General features: G+C 40.0%; 17 protein-coding genes. 7 read left to right on the forward strand and 10 right to left on the reverse strand.

All coding sequences use genetic code 11. From position 1 onward, the window contains the following. Positions 1 to 96: 96 nt before the first annotated feature. Complete coding sequence (locus RYH73_RS21970) at positions 97 to 1,446, reverse strand: Gfo/Idh/MocA family protein (protein WP_335315637.1); 1,350 nt, start codon at positions 1,444 to 1,446, stop codon at positions 97 to 99. 257 nt (positions 1,447 to 1,703) lie between these two features. Between RYH73_RS21970 and RYH73_RS21975 the strand changes: the two genes are divergently transcribed. Next, positions 1,704 to 2,834: a phosphotransferase enzyme family protein gene (locus tag RYH73_RS21975; RefSeq protein ID WP_335315638.1), complete on the forward strand. Its 1,131-nt coding sequence runs from the start codon at positions 1,704 to 1,706 to the stop codon at positions 2,832 to 2,834. Between the two features lie 14 nt (positions 2,835 to 2,848). After that, positions 2,849 to 3,484 carry a carbohydrate-binding family 9-like protein gene (locus RYH73_RS21980; protein WP_335315639.1) on the forward strand — a complete coding sequence of 212 codons (636 nt, stop codon included), beginning with the start codon at positions 2,849 to 2,851 and terminating at the stop codon, positions 3,482 to 3,484. Positions 3,485 to 3,497: 13 nt separating this feature from the next. On the opposite strand, the gene rnhA is transcribed toward RYH73_RS21980, so the two are convergent. From rnhA to RYH73_RS22000, 4 genes are all read right to left on the reverse strand, one after another. Beyond that, entirely contained in the window at positions 3,498 to 3,962 is a 465-nt protein-coding gene (gene rnhA / locus RYH73_RS21985) for a ribonuclease HI (RefSeq protein ID WP_335315640.1), read from the reverse strand. Positions 3,963 to 3,993: 31 nt separating this feature from the next. Next, the gene (locus RYH73_RS21990; protein WP_335315641.1) at positions 3,994 to 4,437 is read right to left on the reverse strand and encodes a MarR family winged helix-turn-helix transcriptional regulator; all 444 of its coding nucleotides are present in this window, start codon (positions 4,435 to 4,437) and stop codon (positions 3,994 to 3,996) included. Positions 4,438 to 4,529: 92 nt separating this feature from the next. Then, entirely contained in the window at positions 4,530 to 5,126 is a 597-nt protein-coding gene (locus RYH73_RS21995) for a hypothetical protein (protein WP_335315642.1), read from the reverse strand. Further along, positions 5,113 to 5,610: an RNA polymerase sigma factor gene (locus RYH73_RS22000; protein WP_335315643.1), complete on the reverse strand. Its 498-nt coding sequence runs from the start codon at positions 5,608 to 5,610 to the stop codon at positions 5,113 to 5,115. The genes RYH73_RS21995 and RYH73_RS22000 overlap by 14 nt, the downstream gene beginning before the upstream one ends. A gap of 176 nt (positions 5,611 to 5,786) precedes the next feature. Between RYH73_RS22000 and RYH73_RS22005 the strand changes: the two genes are divergently transcribed. Together RYH73_RS22005 and RYH73_RS22010 are read left to right on the forward strand one after the other, a co-directional pair. Continuing rightward, positions 5,787 to 7,193, forward strand: coding sequence for a dicarboxylate/amino acid:cation symporter (locus RYH73_RS22005; protein WP_335315644.1), 1,407 nt, complete (start codon positions 5,787 to 5,789; stop codon positions 7,191 to 7,193). A gap of 66 nt (positions 7,194 to 7,259) precedes the next feature. Then, a complete protein-coding gene (locus tag RYH73_RS22010; RefSeq protein ID WP_335315645.1) occupies positions 7,260 to 7,763 on the forward strand; it encodes a hypothetical protein in 504 nt (167 codons plus the stop codon). Here the strand turns inward: RYH73_RS22010 and hutG are convergent. Genes hutG through RYH73_RS22035 form a run of 5 tightly spaced genes read right to left on the reverse strand, consistent with a single transcriptional unit; the run spans position 7,760 to position 13,713 of the window. After that, positions 7,760 to 8,758 carry a formimidoylglutamase gene (gene hutG / locus RYH73_RS22015; protein WP_335315646.1) on the reverse strand — a complete coding sequence of 333 codons (999 nt, stop codon included), beginning with the start codon at positions 8,756 to 8,758 and terminating at the stop codon, positions 7,760 to 7,762. The two genes, RYH73_RS22010 and hutG, sit on opposite strands and share 4 nt — an antisense overlap. Then, positions 8,739 to 9,971 carry an imidazolonepropionase gene (gene hutI, locus RYH73_RS22020; protein WP_335315647.1) on the reverse strand — a complete coding sequence of 411 codons (1,233 nt, stop codon included), beginning with the start codon at positions 9,969 to 9,971 and terminating at the stop codon, positions 8,739 to 8,741. The genes hutG and hutI overlap by 20 nt, the downstream gene beginning before the upstream one ends. Positions 9,972 to 9,991: 20 nt before the next feature. Continuing rightward, on the reverse strand, positions 9,992 to 11,677 hold the full coding sequence (gene hutU / locus RYH73_RS22025; protein WP_335315648.1) for a urocanate hydratase: 1,686 nt from the start codon (positions 11,675 to 11,677) through the stop codon (positions 9,992 to 9,994). Further along, entirely contained in the window at positions 11,643 to 13,205 is a 1,563-nt protein-coding gene (hutH, locus tag RYH73_RS22030; protein ID WP_335315649.1) for a histidine ammonia-lyase, read from the reverse strand. The genes hutU and hutH overlap by 35 nt, the downstream gene beginning before the upstream one ends. 19 nt (positions 13,206 to 13,224) lie before the next feature. Next, complete coding sequence (locus tag RYH73_RS22035) at positions 13,225 to 13,713, reverse strand: MarR family winged helix-turn-helix transcriptional regulator (protein ID WP_335315650.1); 489 nt, start codon at positions 13,711 to 13,713, stop codon at positions 13,225 to 13,227. A 333-nt stretch (positions 13,714 to 14,046) separates the two neighbouring features. On the opposite strand from RYH73_RS22035, the gene rplU reads away from it, so the two are divergent. From rplU to asnB, 3 genes are all read left to right on the forward strand, one after another. After that, complete coding sequence (rplU, locus tag RYH73_RS22040; RefSeq protein WP_335315651.1) at positions 14,047 to 14,358, forward strand: 50S ribosomal protein L21; 312 nt, start codon at positions 14,047 to 14,049, stop codon at positions 14,356 to 14,358. Positions 14,359 to 14,404: 46 nt separating this feature from the next. Then, complete coding sequence (gene rpmA / locus RYH73_RS22045; RefSeq protein ID WP_335315652.1) at positions 14,405 to 14,677, forward strand: 50S ribosomal protein L27; 273 nt, start codon at positions 14,405 to 14,407, stop codon at positions 14,675 to 14,677. A 462-nt stretch (positions 14,678 to 15,139) separates the two neighbouring features. Next, positions 15,140 to 16,828, forward strand: a complete 1,689-nt coding sequence (gene asnB / locus RYH73_RS22050; protein ID WP_335315653.1) for an asparagine synthase B — start codon at positions 15,140 to 15,142, stop codon at positions 16,826 to 16,828. Positions 16,829 to 16,883: the final 55 nt, after the last annotated feature.

Consider the following 16,883-nt stretch of genomic DNA (forward strand, 5'->3'; position numbering starts at 1 on the left):
TTAAATACAACTATCTTGAAGCACTTTCAAAATCCAAACGAATAAAAAAGCTGTGGAGTCTCCTCCACAGCTAACCAATTATCCAAACAAAATGGCTTAAAAACCACTATCATCTAACGCAAACACTACTTTACGCTCTTTCCATTTTCCATTTGTAAAATCAGGTATCTCAACGGATTTGTTTCCCTCTGCTAATGATAATGTCGATAAGGGAGTAATGACACTCATGCTAACTGAATCATAAACATCAATAGGTGTTTGCTTGTTTTGCTTTACGGATTCAATAAAGGCGTTGAAGACAAACCAATCCATTCCGCCATGTCCAGCACCTGCGGCATCATTTGCATATTTTGACCACAATGGATGATCATATTTTTTCAACCATTCATCAGCGGCATCCCATGTGTGTCCTTTTGCCGATTTTCCCTCGATATAAATTCCATTATTTAAATCCATCCACAAACCTTCTGTACCTTGGACCCGAAAGCCGATTGAGTAAGGTCGAGGCAAATGCACATCGTGAGACAATAACAGCGTTTCCCCATTGGCGCAATTGATCAAGGTGGTAGTTACATCGCCATTTTTATAGTTAATCTTTGCATTGGGATGTCCAGGTGAGGTTTTTTGCACATAATCAGCTAGTCCTCTAGCCTTACTGGAAAACGAGACCATATTGGTCATCCTGTTTCCATGGTTAACATTTGCATAGTGCATTAACGGACCTAGACCGTGTGTAGGATAAAGATCGCCATCTTGATCAATATTAAATTGCGTGCGCCATTGCGCCTCACTCATCGCTTTAGAACCATATTCAACACCGCCACCATAAGGTTGCTTGCCGTCATTGAAAAGTACTTCTCTGAGATCGTGCTGATAACCACCCTCTAGATGGATTAGTTCACCAAAGAGATTTTGTCTAACCATATTTAGAACAGCCATGACATCCCGCCGATAGCAAACATTTTCTAATGTCATATAAGGCTTTCCCGTTTGCTCTGACGTTTTAACGACTTCCCAATGGTCTTCAACTGTTAAACCAGCAATTACTTCGCATCCAACATACAAGCCCGCTTTCATTGAATCCACTGCTTGATCTTTATGAAACTGCCAAGGAGTGGCTATAATAACGGCATCTAGTTTTTCGTTGTCAAGCAGCTTTTTATAAGCGTCTATTCCACCGGTATATTCTTTTGGCAGTTTTTTATTTGCTTTTTGAAACTGTTTTCTACAACTTGCCAATGACGTCTCTTGAATGTCACAGACAGCTACTACATCAATATCCGCTCTTCCGAGCGCTATTGCTAAATGATTTCGTCCTCGCAACCCGACACCAATAAACGCCAGGCGTATTTTATTCTTATCTTGGGCAAAAAGAGTTGTGTTGGGTAGTATACTTGTTGCGGCCGCTGCGATAGAGCCGGATTTTATGAAATTTCTTCTATCCATTAGGAGTTTTTTTGATTATTAGGATATTACTTGGCGTCTTCATAAATTAGAACGCGATCTCTTGAACAAACATAGAAAAACAATTTAACAAAATCTTATGCAACCGATTGCTCTATTTTCAAAAAAATTGCGCAATCGGTTGTGTTTTTAATTATGTATGAAGTTGTCTTTCATTTTCGCATATTGCATCAAATTATAGAGAAACCGCTATTTTAAACGGTATTTTAATTTTCAACTTAAAAGTTTTTATATACTTAATGATAGATATACCTAAAAGCAAGGCTGCGGAGTTTTTACCCATTGTGAATTTTTTTGCAATCAAAGGTAAAGCCATCAATATTGAACCTTTTGGTTCAGGCCATATTAACGATACTTATAAAATATGTACAGATTTGGAAAAGGGGCCTAATTATATGTTACAGCGCGTCAATAATCATGTATTTAAGAATGTCGAACATTTGATGCAGAACGTTGCACTTGTCTGTAATCATATTAGGGAAAAGCTGATTGGGCTGAACGAGGCAAATGTTGATGGAAAGGTACTTACGCCTATACCAACAAAAGAAGGGAAACTTTTTTTTAAAGACGAGAGAAATAACTATTGGCGTGTATTTATTTTAATTGAAAATACGAAATCCTACGATATGGTAGAAACGGTGCAGCAAGCGAGAGAGGGAGGACGTGCATTTGGGAATTTCCAGGCGATGTTGTCGGATCTGAATCCACACGATGTTCATGAAGTCATCCCAAATTTTTTGAATATTGCCAGTCGGCTAAGAGACTTTAAGGAAGCGACCAATAAAAATATGGCCAATAGGATAGAAGAGGTTCAGTCGGAAATCGATTTTATACTAGAAAGGGAAAACAAAATGAATACCATTCTGAATATGGCCGCAAAATCCCAGATTCCGCTTAGAATTACCCATAACGATACAAAATTTAATAATGTGCTTTTAAATGGAGATGACAAAGTACAATGTGTAATCGATCTTGATACAGTAATGCCAGGTTATGTGGCTTACGATTTTGGAGACGCCATCCGAACTATTATTAATTCGGCAGCTGAAGATGAAATCGATTTAGATAAGATAAAGTTGAACATTCCTTTGTTTGAGGCTTATACAAAAGGATACTTGGAAGCAGCATACCATTTTTTATATCCAATGGAAATCAATTCATTGGTTGACGGCGTATTGTTACTCCCTTATATGCAGATGATTCGGTTTTTGACAGATTACCTAAATGGCGATACTTATTATAAAATAAACCACCCTACGCATAACTTACAACGTACAAGAGCACAAATGAGATTGGTGATTGAAATAGAGAAAAAGGAAGAATTGTTGCGAGATATTGTAAAAAAAGAGGCAAACGTTTACCTTAGCTAGATTGAATATTTACCATGAGTATAGAAATTCCTTATATATCTTCGTTGGATAGCACATCTACCGGAAATGCTATTCGTTTAGCGCTTGCTGACTCGGAAGCGCATACAATTGCCTCGGTGAACTGGAAAGAATATTACTATGTGCCAAAAGTAACTTTCAAAATTGCTTTTACTGACGAAAGTATTTTGTTGAACTATGAAGTGTTTGAAAAGCATATTCGGGCAACCTACCTTCATAGTAATGAACCGGTATATAAGGATAGTTGTGTTGAATTTTTTATTTCTTTTGATGGTAGCAACTATTATAATTTTGAATTTAACTGTATAGGAACCATGCTGCTAGCCTACGGCAGTCAAATCATGGAAAAAAGGCAATTAGCCTCTCACGACCAGATCGGTAGTATATACAGAGATGCGAATATTCATGCCGCACCTAATGGCGTGCAATGGGATTTGGCGGTCAATATTCCCTTCAGTGTCTTTAAAGAGGATCATATTCAGTCGTTAAAAGGAACGGAGTGTCGTGCAAACTTCTATAAATGTGGGGATGATTTGCCCATTCCGCATTTTTTGTCGTGGACAGCCATTGATTATCCTAAACCAAATTTTCACCTGCCTGCTTTCTTCGGTAAGCTTCGGTTTCAATCTTAATGGATCAGAGGTATTAAGGGGTGCCGTTTTCCATCTCGAAAACGCGGTCAATTTTGTGATTTTGCTTATCTTTCCCGGCTAATACAGCCAGTTGATCGCATCGTTCGTTTTCAGGATGACCTGCATGGCCTTTCACCCATACGAATTTGATTTGGTGGAGTTTATAGACCTGTAGGAAGCGTAGCCATAAATCCATGTTCTTTTTTCCCGCGAAGCCTTTTTTCAACCAGCCGAAAACCCATTTCTTTTCCACTGCGTCAATTACGTATTTGGAATCCGAATAAATAGTGACATGGTTTCCAGGTTTCTTTAATGCTTCCAAACCTACAATCACCGCTAGCAATTCCATTCGGTTGTTTGTGGTTTTTCTAAATCCTTCTGATAATTCCTTATAGTATTGTCCAGCTCTGAGAATTACACCATAACCTCCAGGGCCTGGGTTACCGCTGGATGCGCCATCCGTAAATATTTCAATCATTGTAGCAAAGATAAGGATAGAATCGGGGATATCACTCGGTTAAATTTTTAAAAATCGTAGTTAACACTTGATTGCATATAGTAAGCTCTTCAGCAGAAACGTTCTCAAGTGCTTCATCCATCGTTTTCTCTGCCTGTACTTTGCTTTTGTTTTGTAGCATCTTTCCCTTATGAGTCAAAAAAATGAGATTAATTCGCTTGTCAAACTTATCAGGAATGCGAACCACGAGATTGTGCTTCTCTAAATTATCAATTAATCGTGTAATACTCGGTTTGTCTCGGAAAGATTTTACGGCGAGGGACTGCTGCGTGAGCCCATCAGTACGCCAAAGCACATCTAAAATGGCCCATTGTTCTATCGTAATCAACAATCCGGCTTTTTTGAAGTTTCTTAACAATCGACGCGTTAAAGCAGTATATGTAACGCCGGTTAATAATTTTACGAGGTCCTCCTCATTTAACGCAGTTTTGTGCATAAGCAGTTCTTGTTATCACAATAAGCGTATCAAGATACGTAATATATCTATATTTTGTTAATTCGAATGGAATGAATGAGGGGCTGATAGACTTAATCCTTAAACTGATTCTCTAATTTTTTTAACTTGCTGATTAGTTCTTCTAAGCGTTCGCTTTCCTTTTTTATGTAAACTTTCATTAGTACAAAATAGCATATCAAGAACCATAGAATCGCACCTGCAATAAATAAAACGAGTGCAAATGTCGATACGTAAAAAGACATTTCAATTAAATATAATGCCAAAGCAATCGATAAACAGATAGTATAAACCGTATAATTTCGGGTATTTAATTGGTAACGATGCTGCTTATATGCTTGTAAATAGGCAATATAGGCTTCCGGTTTGTCCAGTAAACTTTCACTGCTACTAATGGCTCTATAATCCTTTATTTGGATCAACATGTAGTAGATTAAACAGGTGGTTACAATGAACATCGATAATAGGGTTGTCCACGTGTGGAACCGGAAAGAGATAAAAATGTAAATGGTTATTAAAACGATGATCGCAATACTAATAACGTGACTTAAAAGTTTAGTTGTATACTTGCTCTTCGTCTGTTTAACAGTGTTTAAGATAGCATTATAGCTAACACCATCATGTTCCTGCTGCACGTGCCAAAGCTGTTTTAATTCATTAAAATCTTTCATGGCGATTATATATTTCTGTTAGCTTGCTTTTAATGCGGTGTATTTTTACCCGAAGGTTTCCTTCTGAGATACCTGATATTTCTGCAATTTCTTGATAAGGCATTTCGTCTAGAACCATCGTAATGATAATTCTTTCATTTTCTTCTAGTTGTGATATGCATTTGTAGAGCTGGTTTACCTGTTCTTGCTTATCAGAAACGTCATCTGCTTTGGTTTCGATAAGCCTTTCGTTGATTTCGTCCGTTGCCTTTCGCTTTTCAACGCGCAGGTAGGATAAACAGGTGTTTACTGCGATTCGGTAAATCCAGGTCGATATTTGGGATTGATTCCTAAATCTATCAAGATTTTGCCATACTTTAATAAAGGTTTCTTGCATAAGATCATTCGCAGCCTCGCTATCTCCGGTATAACCGTAACAGAGGTGATACACCTTTCTGTTATTTTTATCAAAAATATCCTTAAATAGGGCTTCTTTTCGCGTCATTTTCTTTGCAACTCAGATTTAGACTAACGGAATTAGTCGGTGTTACATTTTTTTGTGTTTTTTGAGCTAATTTTTAGGGTAATCGTTTTTTTATCTCACGTAAAATTACATCTATTTATTGGAAGCTTAAGCTAAATAGTTATTTTTGTGAAATTGAGAACCGCTTAAAATATTATATGAAGTCCAAGTCAGCTGTATTTTTTTCCCTCATCACCCTAAGTATCGCCGCTTTATTATATGCCATAGATTTTATATTTAATGTAATCCCTCCTCAAGTACTGTTTATTTCCAGATGGCTTGCGATAATCGGTTTAATCGGTTATGGATTTAGGAAGAGAACGCTAACTGCATGGATTTTGATTTCATTGGTAATTGGAGCAAGTATCGGACATGATTGGCCGCAAGTAGGGATTACCTTACAGGTGGCAAGTAAAGCTTTTCTTAAGTTAATTAAAACAATTGTGTCACCGTTGATCTTCGCGACATTGGTTTATGGTATTGCAGGGCATTCTGATATAAAGCAGGTGGGTAGGATGGGCTGGAAGTCATTATTGTACTTTGAGTTGGTTACTACAATTGCTTTGTTTATAGGTTTGGCCGCCATTAATATTAGTAAAGCAGGTATGGGGATTGTTCCCCCCGCCAATCAACACGAAGAGTTACCGGACGTTAAACCCCAAACGGTAAACGATATTATTCTTCATATCTTTCCTGAAAATATAGCAAAGTCTGTAGCAGAAGGTGAAGTTTTGCAAGTAGTGATTTTCAGTGTGATTTTTGGTTTAGCGTTAATCATGGTACCTGAAAAGAAACGGATGCCGATGGTAAATTTTACCGAAAGCTTATCGGAGGTCATGTTTAAATTTACCAATATCGTCATGTATTTTGCTCCTATTGGGGTTGGGGCAGCAATGGCTTATACAGTGGGGCACATGGGGCTTGGTGTTTTGGTTAATCTTTTTCAATTATTGGCAACCTTATATGCTTCGCTTATCGCTTTTATATTGTTGGTGTTACTGCCTATTGGTTTACTAGTAGGTTTGCCTATTAGACGCTTTGTAAAGGCTGTGGGAGAACCGGTGTCTATTGCTTTTGCTACAACTAGTTCTGAAGCAGCACTACCGCGAGCTATGGAGGCTATGGAGAGTATAGGTGTTCCGCGAAAAATTGTGGCGTTTGTAATGCCTACCGGTTATAGTTTTAACCTTGATGGTACTACTTTGTATCTTTCACTAGCCAGTGTTTTTGTTGCCCAGGCTGCGGGAATTCATTTGTCATTTGGAGAGCAGCTCTTGATGGTCTTTACGCTGATGATTACCAGTAAGGGGGTCGCTGGAATTCCACGAGCATCTTTGGTCATTTTAATGGGTACAGCTGCTTCTTTTGGCTTGCCTGTTTGGCCAATTTTTATTATTCTGGGTATCGATGAATTAATGGATATGGCTCGAACATCGGTTAACGTACTTGGAAATTGCTTAGCAGCAGTAGTGGTGGCTAAATGGGAAAACGAATTCAACCCGAATGCGGTAAATGAAGACATCATGGATACAAAAATATCGCCCCACGATGAAATAAAACCCTAGCCAAAAGATCTTTGTCAACTAGTTGCAACAATACAACATAAAAACACGCTTTTAAAACTATACATCATGAGTGAACGCTCAAAAAAAATCTTTCTTTATATCTGCATTATTGTGCCCTTTTTAGGTTATTGTATTTTCTATTATAGCAATATGATTAAAAATGCACCTTTTCGATTTTCCGATTTTGAGTCGATTGAATTTAGTTATGGCGCTCCCGATAACATGCTGAACAAGTACGATTCGAAGACGCAGGAATACCAATATGTAAATAGAAGAGACTCTTTGATTAAAAGTACGTTGCGATTACGAAAAGATGACCTACTTTATTTACATAGAAAGGCAACTGAATATGGTTTTTGGAATTTTCCGGACGATATGACGAGTAAGACGGCCACATCGGATACCACTGAAAATGTCGTGCGATTTTTCCTGAAATTCAATTACAAGGAAAAAAGCAAGCAAATGCGCTTTGATTCTAACTTTGGAGGTGATCCTAAGCTTGTCGAGACCGCAAAAACCATGATCAAAGAGGTACAACGTATTTTATCGGATGCGGAAGACAGAAACTAATGCTTACTTAGCGTTTCTGTCACCTGCATGAGAATTGAGGCAACAAGTTTTGCCGTTCGATTGTCTATATCGTATAAGGGATTCGTTTCGGCTATACCGATGCTTAGTACTTTTTTGCTGTCCAATATCTGTTGTAAACAAGCCGTAAAAATAAAATCGGGGTTGATTCCATTATAGGAGGTTGCACTTACCCCTGGAGCAAATGCAGAAGCAAAAACATCCATGTCTATACTTAGATACAGAAAGTCGTTTTTCGCTATAAAGCTATCAAGGCTTTGTTGAAGGAATTTGTAATTCATGTAATGAAAATCAGCTGCTTTTATATACTGAACACCTAGTCGTGCCGCTTCATTAAATAAATGGTTGGTATTGCTTGTATGTTGGATACCGATTGCAAGATAGCGAAATGCTTGCTTTTCAGCTTGGTCCGTTTGGGCGATCTCCCAAAAGCCGGTGCCGGAGTTTACGCCATTTTCATTTGGCATGCGAAGATCAAAATGCGCATCAAAATTGATGATCCCTATTGATTTGGAGGGATCACTTAAAAAATTCTGTAGGCCGCGATAATTTGGCTGCGCGATTTCATGTCCTCCTCCCAAAAGAATTGGGAAATTTCCGGACGCCAGAATAGAAGTAACGGTCTGGGTCAAAAGTTCTCGTGCAGCCTCCAATCGTTTATTAATGCATTTTATATTACCAACATCATATAAAGCACATCCTGAAGCTTGTAAAGGCAGGTTGCTGAGCGTTTTCCTTATATGTTCTGGACCTTTCGACGCTCCCTGTCGTCCTTGATTTCTCCTGACGCCTTCATCACAAGCAAAGCCAAGCAGTACAATTCCCTTGGATGTCATTTGTGTTTCTTGCTTTAGCGACTGGAGTTTGATCCATTGGTGCCATCTTAAGTGATCAAGATCATGGCCATCTATGCGTCCACGCCACCATTCGCGTTGCGGTTCTTCGTATAATGCGTTATTATGATATCGATTTTCCATTTTTCCAAACCGTTGATGGTTTCATACTTCCTTGATAATACAATATCTCTCTGTAATCTGACGTGGGGTAAGCTTGCATATCAGCTAGTTGTCCATTCGCAATTTTGCCACGATCCGACAAATTCAATGCGTGTGCCGCGCGGTAGGTAAGCGCCGATATCGTCTCGGCTAAACTCAGCTTTTCAAACGCACCTAAAATGGCCGCTTGAGTTAGCAGTTGTCCCATCGGAGCCGAACCGGGATTCCAGTCACTTGCAATAGCTAGTGCGGCTCCGGCATCTAGTAATTTACGTGCAGGACTAAAAGGGATGCCAAGCCCAAGAGAAGCGCCGGGCAAGCAAACAGCAATTGTATCAGATTGCGCTATAAGCCGTATATCTTTTTCACTACTATGTTCCAGATGATCGGCTGATTGGGCGCCTAACATAACGGCCACTTGCGATCCACCTGGGGTGAATTGGTCTGCATGGATGGTGATTTCAAAACCTCTTAATTGTACTTTTTTTAAGAAATCGCGGGCTTCTACTGGATTAAAGGCGGATTGCTCTATAAAAATATCGAAACGTTTGCAAAGTTTCTCTTTTTCAATCATGGGAAGGAGCTGTACTACGAGCTGATTAAGATAGTCTTCTGAACTGCCTTTAAAGTCCCGAGGAAGAGTATGTGCAGCCAAACAAGTCGATACTAAATCTGCCTGAATGTGTCTGTTCGCTTCCTTGATAGCTCGCAACATTTTCAGCTCGCTTTTGGTGTTCAGTCCATAGCCACTCTTGACTTCTATTGTTGTTGTTCCATTCGTTAATGATTGGGTAGCTCTTTGAACTACGCCCTCGGTTAACTCCTGTTCGGTGGCTAGTCGGCAATGCTGAACAGTTTCCCATATACCTCCTCCTGCCTGTGCTATTTCAAGATAGCTTTTTCCCGCCGTGCGCATTGCATAGTCTTTGGCTCTGTTACCTGCATAACAGATATGAGTGTGGCAATCAATAAAGCCAGGTATAAGTGTCGATGCAGCAGTGACATGTTCTATTGTTGCGGCAGGATAAAGACGACGAAGGTGATCAAAGGAGGCAACGGCCACAACCTTAGCACCTTGAACGGCAACGGCTCCATGCTTCAGTATTTGCAGTTGCTCATCTTTCAGACTGCCTTTTAACGGCAGCGCTGCCATCGTCATGATCTGCGCAAAAGGACCTATAATTCTTATCTGCATACGCTTTGTTTTTTCATATATTACCAATTTTTCAGGCTAAATTTCTTATTGCAGGCTTCAGCCTCTTCATAGCCAGCATCTAGGTGTCTGAATATTCCCATTGCCGGATCGTTAAACAATACCCGTTTTAGACAAGCTGCTGCACGGTCGGTTCCATCTGCCAAAATTACCAACCCTGCATGCTGCGAATATCCCATGCCAACACCACCGCCGTGGTGAAAAGAGACCCAGGTGGCCCCGCCGGCTGCGTTGCTCATTAAGTTTAGTAATGGCCAGTCGGAAACAGCGTCCGATCCATCTAACATAGCTTCCGTCTCGCGGTTTGGTGAGGCAACGGAGCCACAATCTAAGTGGTCTCGCCCAATAACAATTGGACCTTTTACTTGTCCACTGCGAACCAAATCATTAAATAATAAACCGGCTTTCTCGCGTTCGCCCATCCCTAGCCAGCAGATACGTGCAGGCAAACCTTGAAATTTCACTTTTTCTCGTGCTTTGAGCAGCCAATTATGTAAACCTTTGTTTGCAGGGAAGGCTTTTATCAGTGCCTCATCAGTAACATAGATGTCTTCGGGGTCACCCGATAAAGCAACCCATCTAAAGGGACCCTTGCCTTCGCAAAATAAAGGACGTATAAAGGCTGGGGTGAAACCTGGAAAATCAAAAGCATTGGTAACACCGCCCTGTCTAGCAAATTCACGTAGATTATTTCCATAATCAAAAGTGATCGATCCCCTTGCTTGCAAAGCCAGCATAAGTTTAACATGTCTAGCCATGCTTTTAATAGACAACTCCTTGTAATGTGATGGGTTAGCCGTTCTTAATTTAAGTGCTTCTGCAGGCGAAAGGTTATGGGGAATATAACCATTTATGGGGTCATGGGCTGATGTTTGATCGGTTAATATGTCTGGTATTATTTCGTGATCCAATAGTTGTTGGAGTAGGTTTCCCGCGTCACTCACTAAGCCTACGGACAATGGTGTTTTGGATGATTGAGCCGCTCGGGTCCAATGAACCGCCTCCTCAAAAGAATTCGTCATTCGGTCTATATACCCAGTCTCGATCCTTTTCTTAATCCGAGAAGGATCCACATCAGCTCCCAGGAAAACAGCCCCCGCCATGGTAGCTGCTAAAGGTTGGGCTCCACCCATACCGCCAAGTCCGGCACTCACTAACAGTTTTCCCGATAGGTCAGCATTGAAATATTGCGCAGCACAGGAAACAAAGGTTTCGTAAGTACCCTGTAGAATGCCTTGCGTACCTATATAAATCCAACTACCTGCTGTCATTTGACCATACATCATTAGTCCCCGGCTCCGAAGTTCATTGAAATGGTCCCAGCTCGCCCAAGCAGGAACTAAATTGCTATTTGCAATTAACACCCTTGGTGCTTCGGGATGTGTACGTACGATCCCAACAGGTTTGCCTGATTGAATAAGCAGCGAGTGATGTTCATCCAGCTCTAATAGAAGGGTAATTATTTGGCGGAGTGATTCTTTATTTCTGGCAGCTTGTCCAATGCCTCCATATACCACGAGCTCTTCAGGGTTTTCGGCTACTTCCGCGTCTAGATTATTTAATAACATGCGTAAGGCCGCCTCTGCTTGCCAATTTTTGGCATGCAGCTGATTTCCAACCGGGGCCTTGTAAAAGGGATGTTGTGCATATTTTTCAAGAAAGCTGGAACTGTTCATAGTCTTTATCATTTAAGTTTATTTGGTGTTTTATTGCCACTTCGTTCGCTCGAGCAACAAACTTGCCACTGGCAATTAAGTTTTTTAAGTGTTGTATATCCGTTGAGAAGATACGATCTTCCTCCGCATAAGCAACCTGCGATCGCACGAAGCTATGACATGCTTCCAACACGGAGGTTGAGCGAATAGGATGCCTAAAATCCAAAGCTTGGGTAGCATATAACAGTTCGATGGCCAAGATGTATTCTAAATTCTCGATAACCTTATTTAGTTTTCTGCCGCTAATGGATCCCATTGAAACATGGTCTTCCTGCCCTAAAGAAGTGGGAATACTGTCGGCACTGGCGGGAAAGCACAAGCCTTTATTTTCGGAAACCAGGGCAGCGGTTGTGTACTGTGGAATCATGAAGCCTGAGTTCAGTCCGGCATCCTTTATCAATAACTTCGGCAGTCCATAACGGCCTTCAATAATCAGGTAACTTCTCCTATCCGAGATGTTCCCCAATTCCGCTGCTGCTACAGTAGCATAATCTAAGGGAATTGCTAAAGGCTGTCCGTGAAAATTTCCACCACTTATTGTATCCAACGAACCTAAAATTACCGGATTGTCTGTAACTGAATTTAATTCGATTTCTGTTAATTGTTTTAAGTGAAGCCAAGCAGTACGCGATGCCCCATGCACCTGAGGGATACAGCGGAGCGAATAGGGGTCCTGTATTCGGTCACAATTGACATGTGATTGAATGATTTCCGACTCCGCTAATAAAGCCCATATTCTGCTTGCGACAAAACGGTTGCCCGGAAAGGGCCTGAGCTCATGAAGACGCGGATCGAATGGTTTCGAAGAGCCCATCAACCCTTCTAAAGACATAGCACCGATAAGATCAGCGGCATCTAAGGCATTGTGAAAACGCGCTAAGGCATGAACCGCATGGGCTGCAATAAATTGAGTGCCATTGATAAGTGCCAAACCTTCCTTTGGGCCCAACTGGAGCGGTTCGATGTTTTCTTGCCTTAATACATCGCCTGTATCGCTCATGCGTCCCTTGTAGTAAACATTACCTAAACCAATAAGTGGTAAAAACAAATGAGAAAGCGGTGCTAAGTCGCCCGAGGCACCAACGGAGCCCTGAGCAGGTACACAAGGAAGTATATCTTGTTCAATGAACCAGTGTATCCGTTCAATGGTCGATGTCCGAACACCGGAGTAACCTAGGCAAAGCGCATGCAACTTAATGATGAGCATTATTTTTGAAATTTCGGTAGACACGATCTCTCCAACACCAACGGCATGGCTCATTAACAAATTATGCTGTAACTTGGCTGTATCAGAAGCCGAAATTAAGGTATCACAGAGAGGGCCAAAACCTGTATTAATACCATATACAACTTTACCTTTATCTACAATTTCATCCACAAAAGAGCAGCTTCGAGTAATGTTGGATAAAGCTTCATCTGTAATAATACCTTTTACATGGCCTTTGGCTAGCTGCATCGTCTTTGCGACGGTTAATTGGTCAATTCCATACTTAAATACCATGATGATAAGATTAATTTTATTATTTAGGCTGCATGTCAGCCAATATATGTTCCCTTAACGGTCTTGCTCGCAAGGTGTCTTCCAGTTTACTTAAGCGATCAAGGAAGTCTTTAAGGTTTTCGTCCCGGGTCTCGAATGTTGACAAGACAGATTCGATACTTCGCCAAACGGGTTTTATGTCATCTAACATTTTCCGTCCGGTTTTGGTTAAAGTGACGACCTGCTTTCTTGCGTCCTGCTTATCGCGTACGCTCTTTACCAATTTTTTCTGTCGAAGGTTATTGATCATCTGGCTAACAGATGAATGAGAAATTTGCAAGCGATTGGATAGATCGATCAGCGAAATCTCTTCCGCTTCTGAGAGAATATAAAAGAATGAAAACCAACTGGTGTCGAAAGGAATCCCCAAAAGTTGATAAACACTATTCAATTCACTGATATAATATTCGCTTAATCTTCGTAAACGACTGCCGAAAATGAGATAACCCGGGATTCGATAAAAGTCCATAATTGATTTATATAAGTACTTATACAATAATAAGGTGTTGTATTGTAAAAAGCAAGTGCAGCGTTGATTTTGAAGGATTGTTATTTAATTGAGTGGGGAATTAGTTAATTAGTCGATTAGCCAATTGGTGAATGTGGTAATGGGTTTGCGGGGGAGCAAAGAAATTCTTGAGTAGTTAAGTAGTATTGCCTTATAGAGTACCTCGGCTCACAACCGGCAACCCACAACTGGCAACTAATAACCAATAACGAATATGTCTTGCTAATTTGAAATATAACGCATATCTTTGCGCTTCGAAATTTAAAATAAATATTAATATCTAAACAATTAACAATGTACGCAATAGTAAATATAGCCGGACAGCAATTCAAGGTTGCAAAAGACCAGCATCTTTTTGTAAACCGTTTACAAGGGGATGAAGGCGCTAGTATTGAATTTGACAATGTATTGTTAGCAGAGAACGGTGGTAAGTTTACAGTTGGAACTCCAAGTGTAGCCGGTGCTAAGGTTTCTGCTAAAATTTTGTCGCATTTAAAAGGAGATAAAGTGATTGTTTTCAAAAAGAAACGCCGTAAGGGATACAAAAAGAAAAACGGACACCGTCAACAATTTACTAAAATCGAGATAACAGATATTACCCTTTAATTGATTTTTAAATAGGCGGTTAGCCGTCATTAATAAAGATAAAGATATGGCTCATAAAAAAGGTGCGGGTAGTTCAAAGAACGGTCGCGAATCACATAGCAAAAGATTAGGTGTTAAAATTTTTGGCGGTCAAACTGCAATTGCAGGAAATATTATTGTTCGTCAAAGAGGAACTAAGCACCATCCGGATAAGAATGTAGGAATAGGTAAAGATCATACCTTGTTTGCATTGGTAGATGGTAAAGTTACTTTTACAAAGAAAGCTAATAACAGATCATACGTATCTGTTATTCCAACTGAAGTTAAAGCAGAGGCCTAAGATTTCTTAGCTTTCTCAGCTCGCTTTTGAATAACTATAAAAAAAGCCGCAGTTTATAGAAACGTGCGGCTTTTTGTCGTATTGCTAAGTATGTCAAGCTTCTTTTTGGAGAGCGTAGGGGGAGCCAATGTTTTTCGAAGAAACGGGGATACAGGCTCGTTTTTTTGTAAAACTTTTGTTATTTATCGAAAGTGGGTAGGCCAGTATCTTCCTTTCTTCGTATAAAACCTTACAGAACCTAAAATAAATGTATTTAAAACAGTTTTATTAAACCTTGATAGACAGTTGTTTGCGTCTTATATTTTTAATTTTCCCTGTACTGTTTGTGTGTTTTTTCAATGAAATGTAATATATGTTGACAAAATTATCAAAAAATACATAAAATGTTGCGAATATTGAATAATATTTCTTTAATTTGTAAACATTTATAATTGTTAATTTTAGCTATTAAAAAATAAATTTATGTGTGGAATTATTGGTGCATTTGATCTAAAAGTAAAGTCTCAGGACTTGCGTGCCCAAGTGTTGGAGATGTCGAAGAAAATTCGCCATCGGGGGCCTGATTGGTCAGGCATATTCAGCTCAGACAAAGCGATATTAGCGCACGAGCGATTAGCCATCGTAGATCCAAAATCAGGAACACAACCTTTGTATAGTGAGGACGGAACGGTTGTTCTTGCCGTTAATGGTGAGATCTATAATCACCGTTTATTGCGTGATCAGCTTCCTAATTACAATTTTTCCACAAATTCTGACTGTGAAGTTATCTTAGCACTTTATAAAGAAAAGGGTGTCGATTTCTTGGAAGATTTGAATGGCATTTTTGCCTTTGCTTTATACGATACAGAGAAGGATGTTTATTTGATCGCGAGAGACCACATTGGTATCATTCCATTTTATATGGGGTGGGATAAAAGTGGCAATTTTTATGTTTCTTCGGAGTTAAAAGCCTTAGAAGGTATTTGTAACCGTATACAGGAATTTAAACCTGGTCATTATATTTACAGTGCCCAGGGACAAGAATTACAACGTTGGTATAGAAGAGATTGGGAAAGTTATGAGAGCGTTGCTAACAACGAATCGGATATTGCTACCTTGCGGAAAGGATTAGAAGATGCCGTTCATCGTCAGATGATGTCCGATGTGCCTTATGGCGTGTTGCTGTCGGGCGGTTTAGATTCATCTATTATTGCCGCTATAACAAAAAAGTTTGCGTCAAAACGGATTGAGTCTGATGATAAAGAAAATGCCTGGTATCCTGCTTTGCATTCTTTCGCCGTTGGATTGAAAGGGTCGCCGGACTTAGCTGCTGCTCAAAAAGCGGCGGAACATATTGGCACTATTCATCACGAAATTCATTTTACGATTCAGGAAGGTTTGGATGCTATAAGGGATGTGATTTATCATTTGGAGACTTATGATGTAACGACGATAAGAGCATCTACTCCGATGTATCTGTTAGCCCGTGTAATCAAATCAATGGGTATTAAAATGGTGCTAAGTGGCGAAGGGTCCGATGAGCTTTTTGGCGGTTACTTGTATTTTCATAAGGCACCAAACGCGAAAGAGTTCCATGAAGAGACTGTTCGCAAACTAGGTAAATTACATTTATATGATTGCCTTCGTGCTAATAAATCCTTGGCAGCCTGGGGAATTGAAGGGCGTGTACCTTTCTTGGATAAGGAGTTTATGGATATTGCTATGCGCCTAAACCCGGCAGATAAGATGGCAGGAAATGGTAAGATGGAGAAATGGATCTTGCGTAAAGCTTTCGAAGATTATTTACCGGAAAGCATTGCATGGCGGCAAAAGGAGCAATTCTCTGATGGTGTAGGCTATAGTTGGATTGATACACTGAAAGATCAAGCAGCTAATGCGGTATCCGATGAAGAATTAGCGAATGCTAAATACCGTTTTCCTATAAATCCTCCAATGTCTAAAGAAGAGTATTTTTATAGAAGTATTTTCAGTGAGCATTTTCCTTCCGATTCGGCAGCAGCGTGTGTTCCATCTGTGAAATCTGTCGCTTGTAGTACACCGGAAGCGTTGGCTTGGGATGTCTCTTTTCAGAATTTGAACGATCCATCGGGTAGAGCGGTATCAAATGTGCATAATGAAAGTTACGATAAAGAGAAAACAGCAGCTGTTTGATTTTTTTAGATAGTAAGTATTCTATGAAAAGTAGTAATAGGGATTTCCTATTACT

This window comes from Olivibacter sp. CPCC 100613, from assembly GCF_036959255.1.
Lineage (GTDB): Bacteria > Bacteroidota > Bacteroidia > Sphingobacteriales > Sphingobacteriaceae > Olivibacter.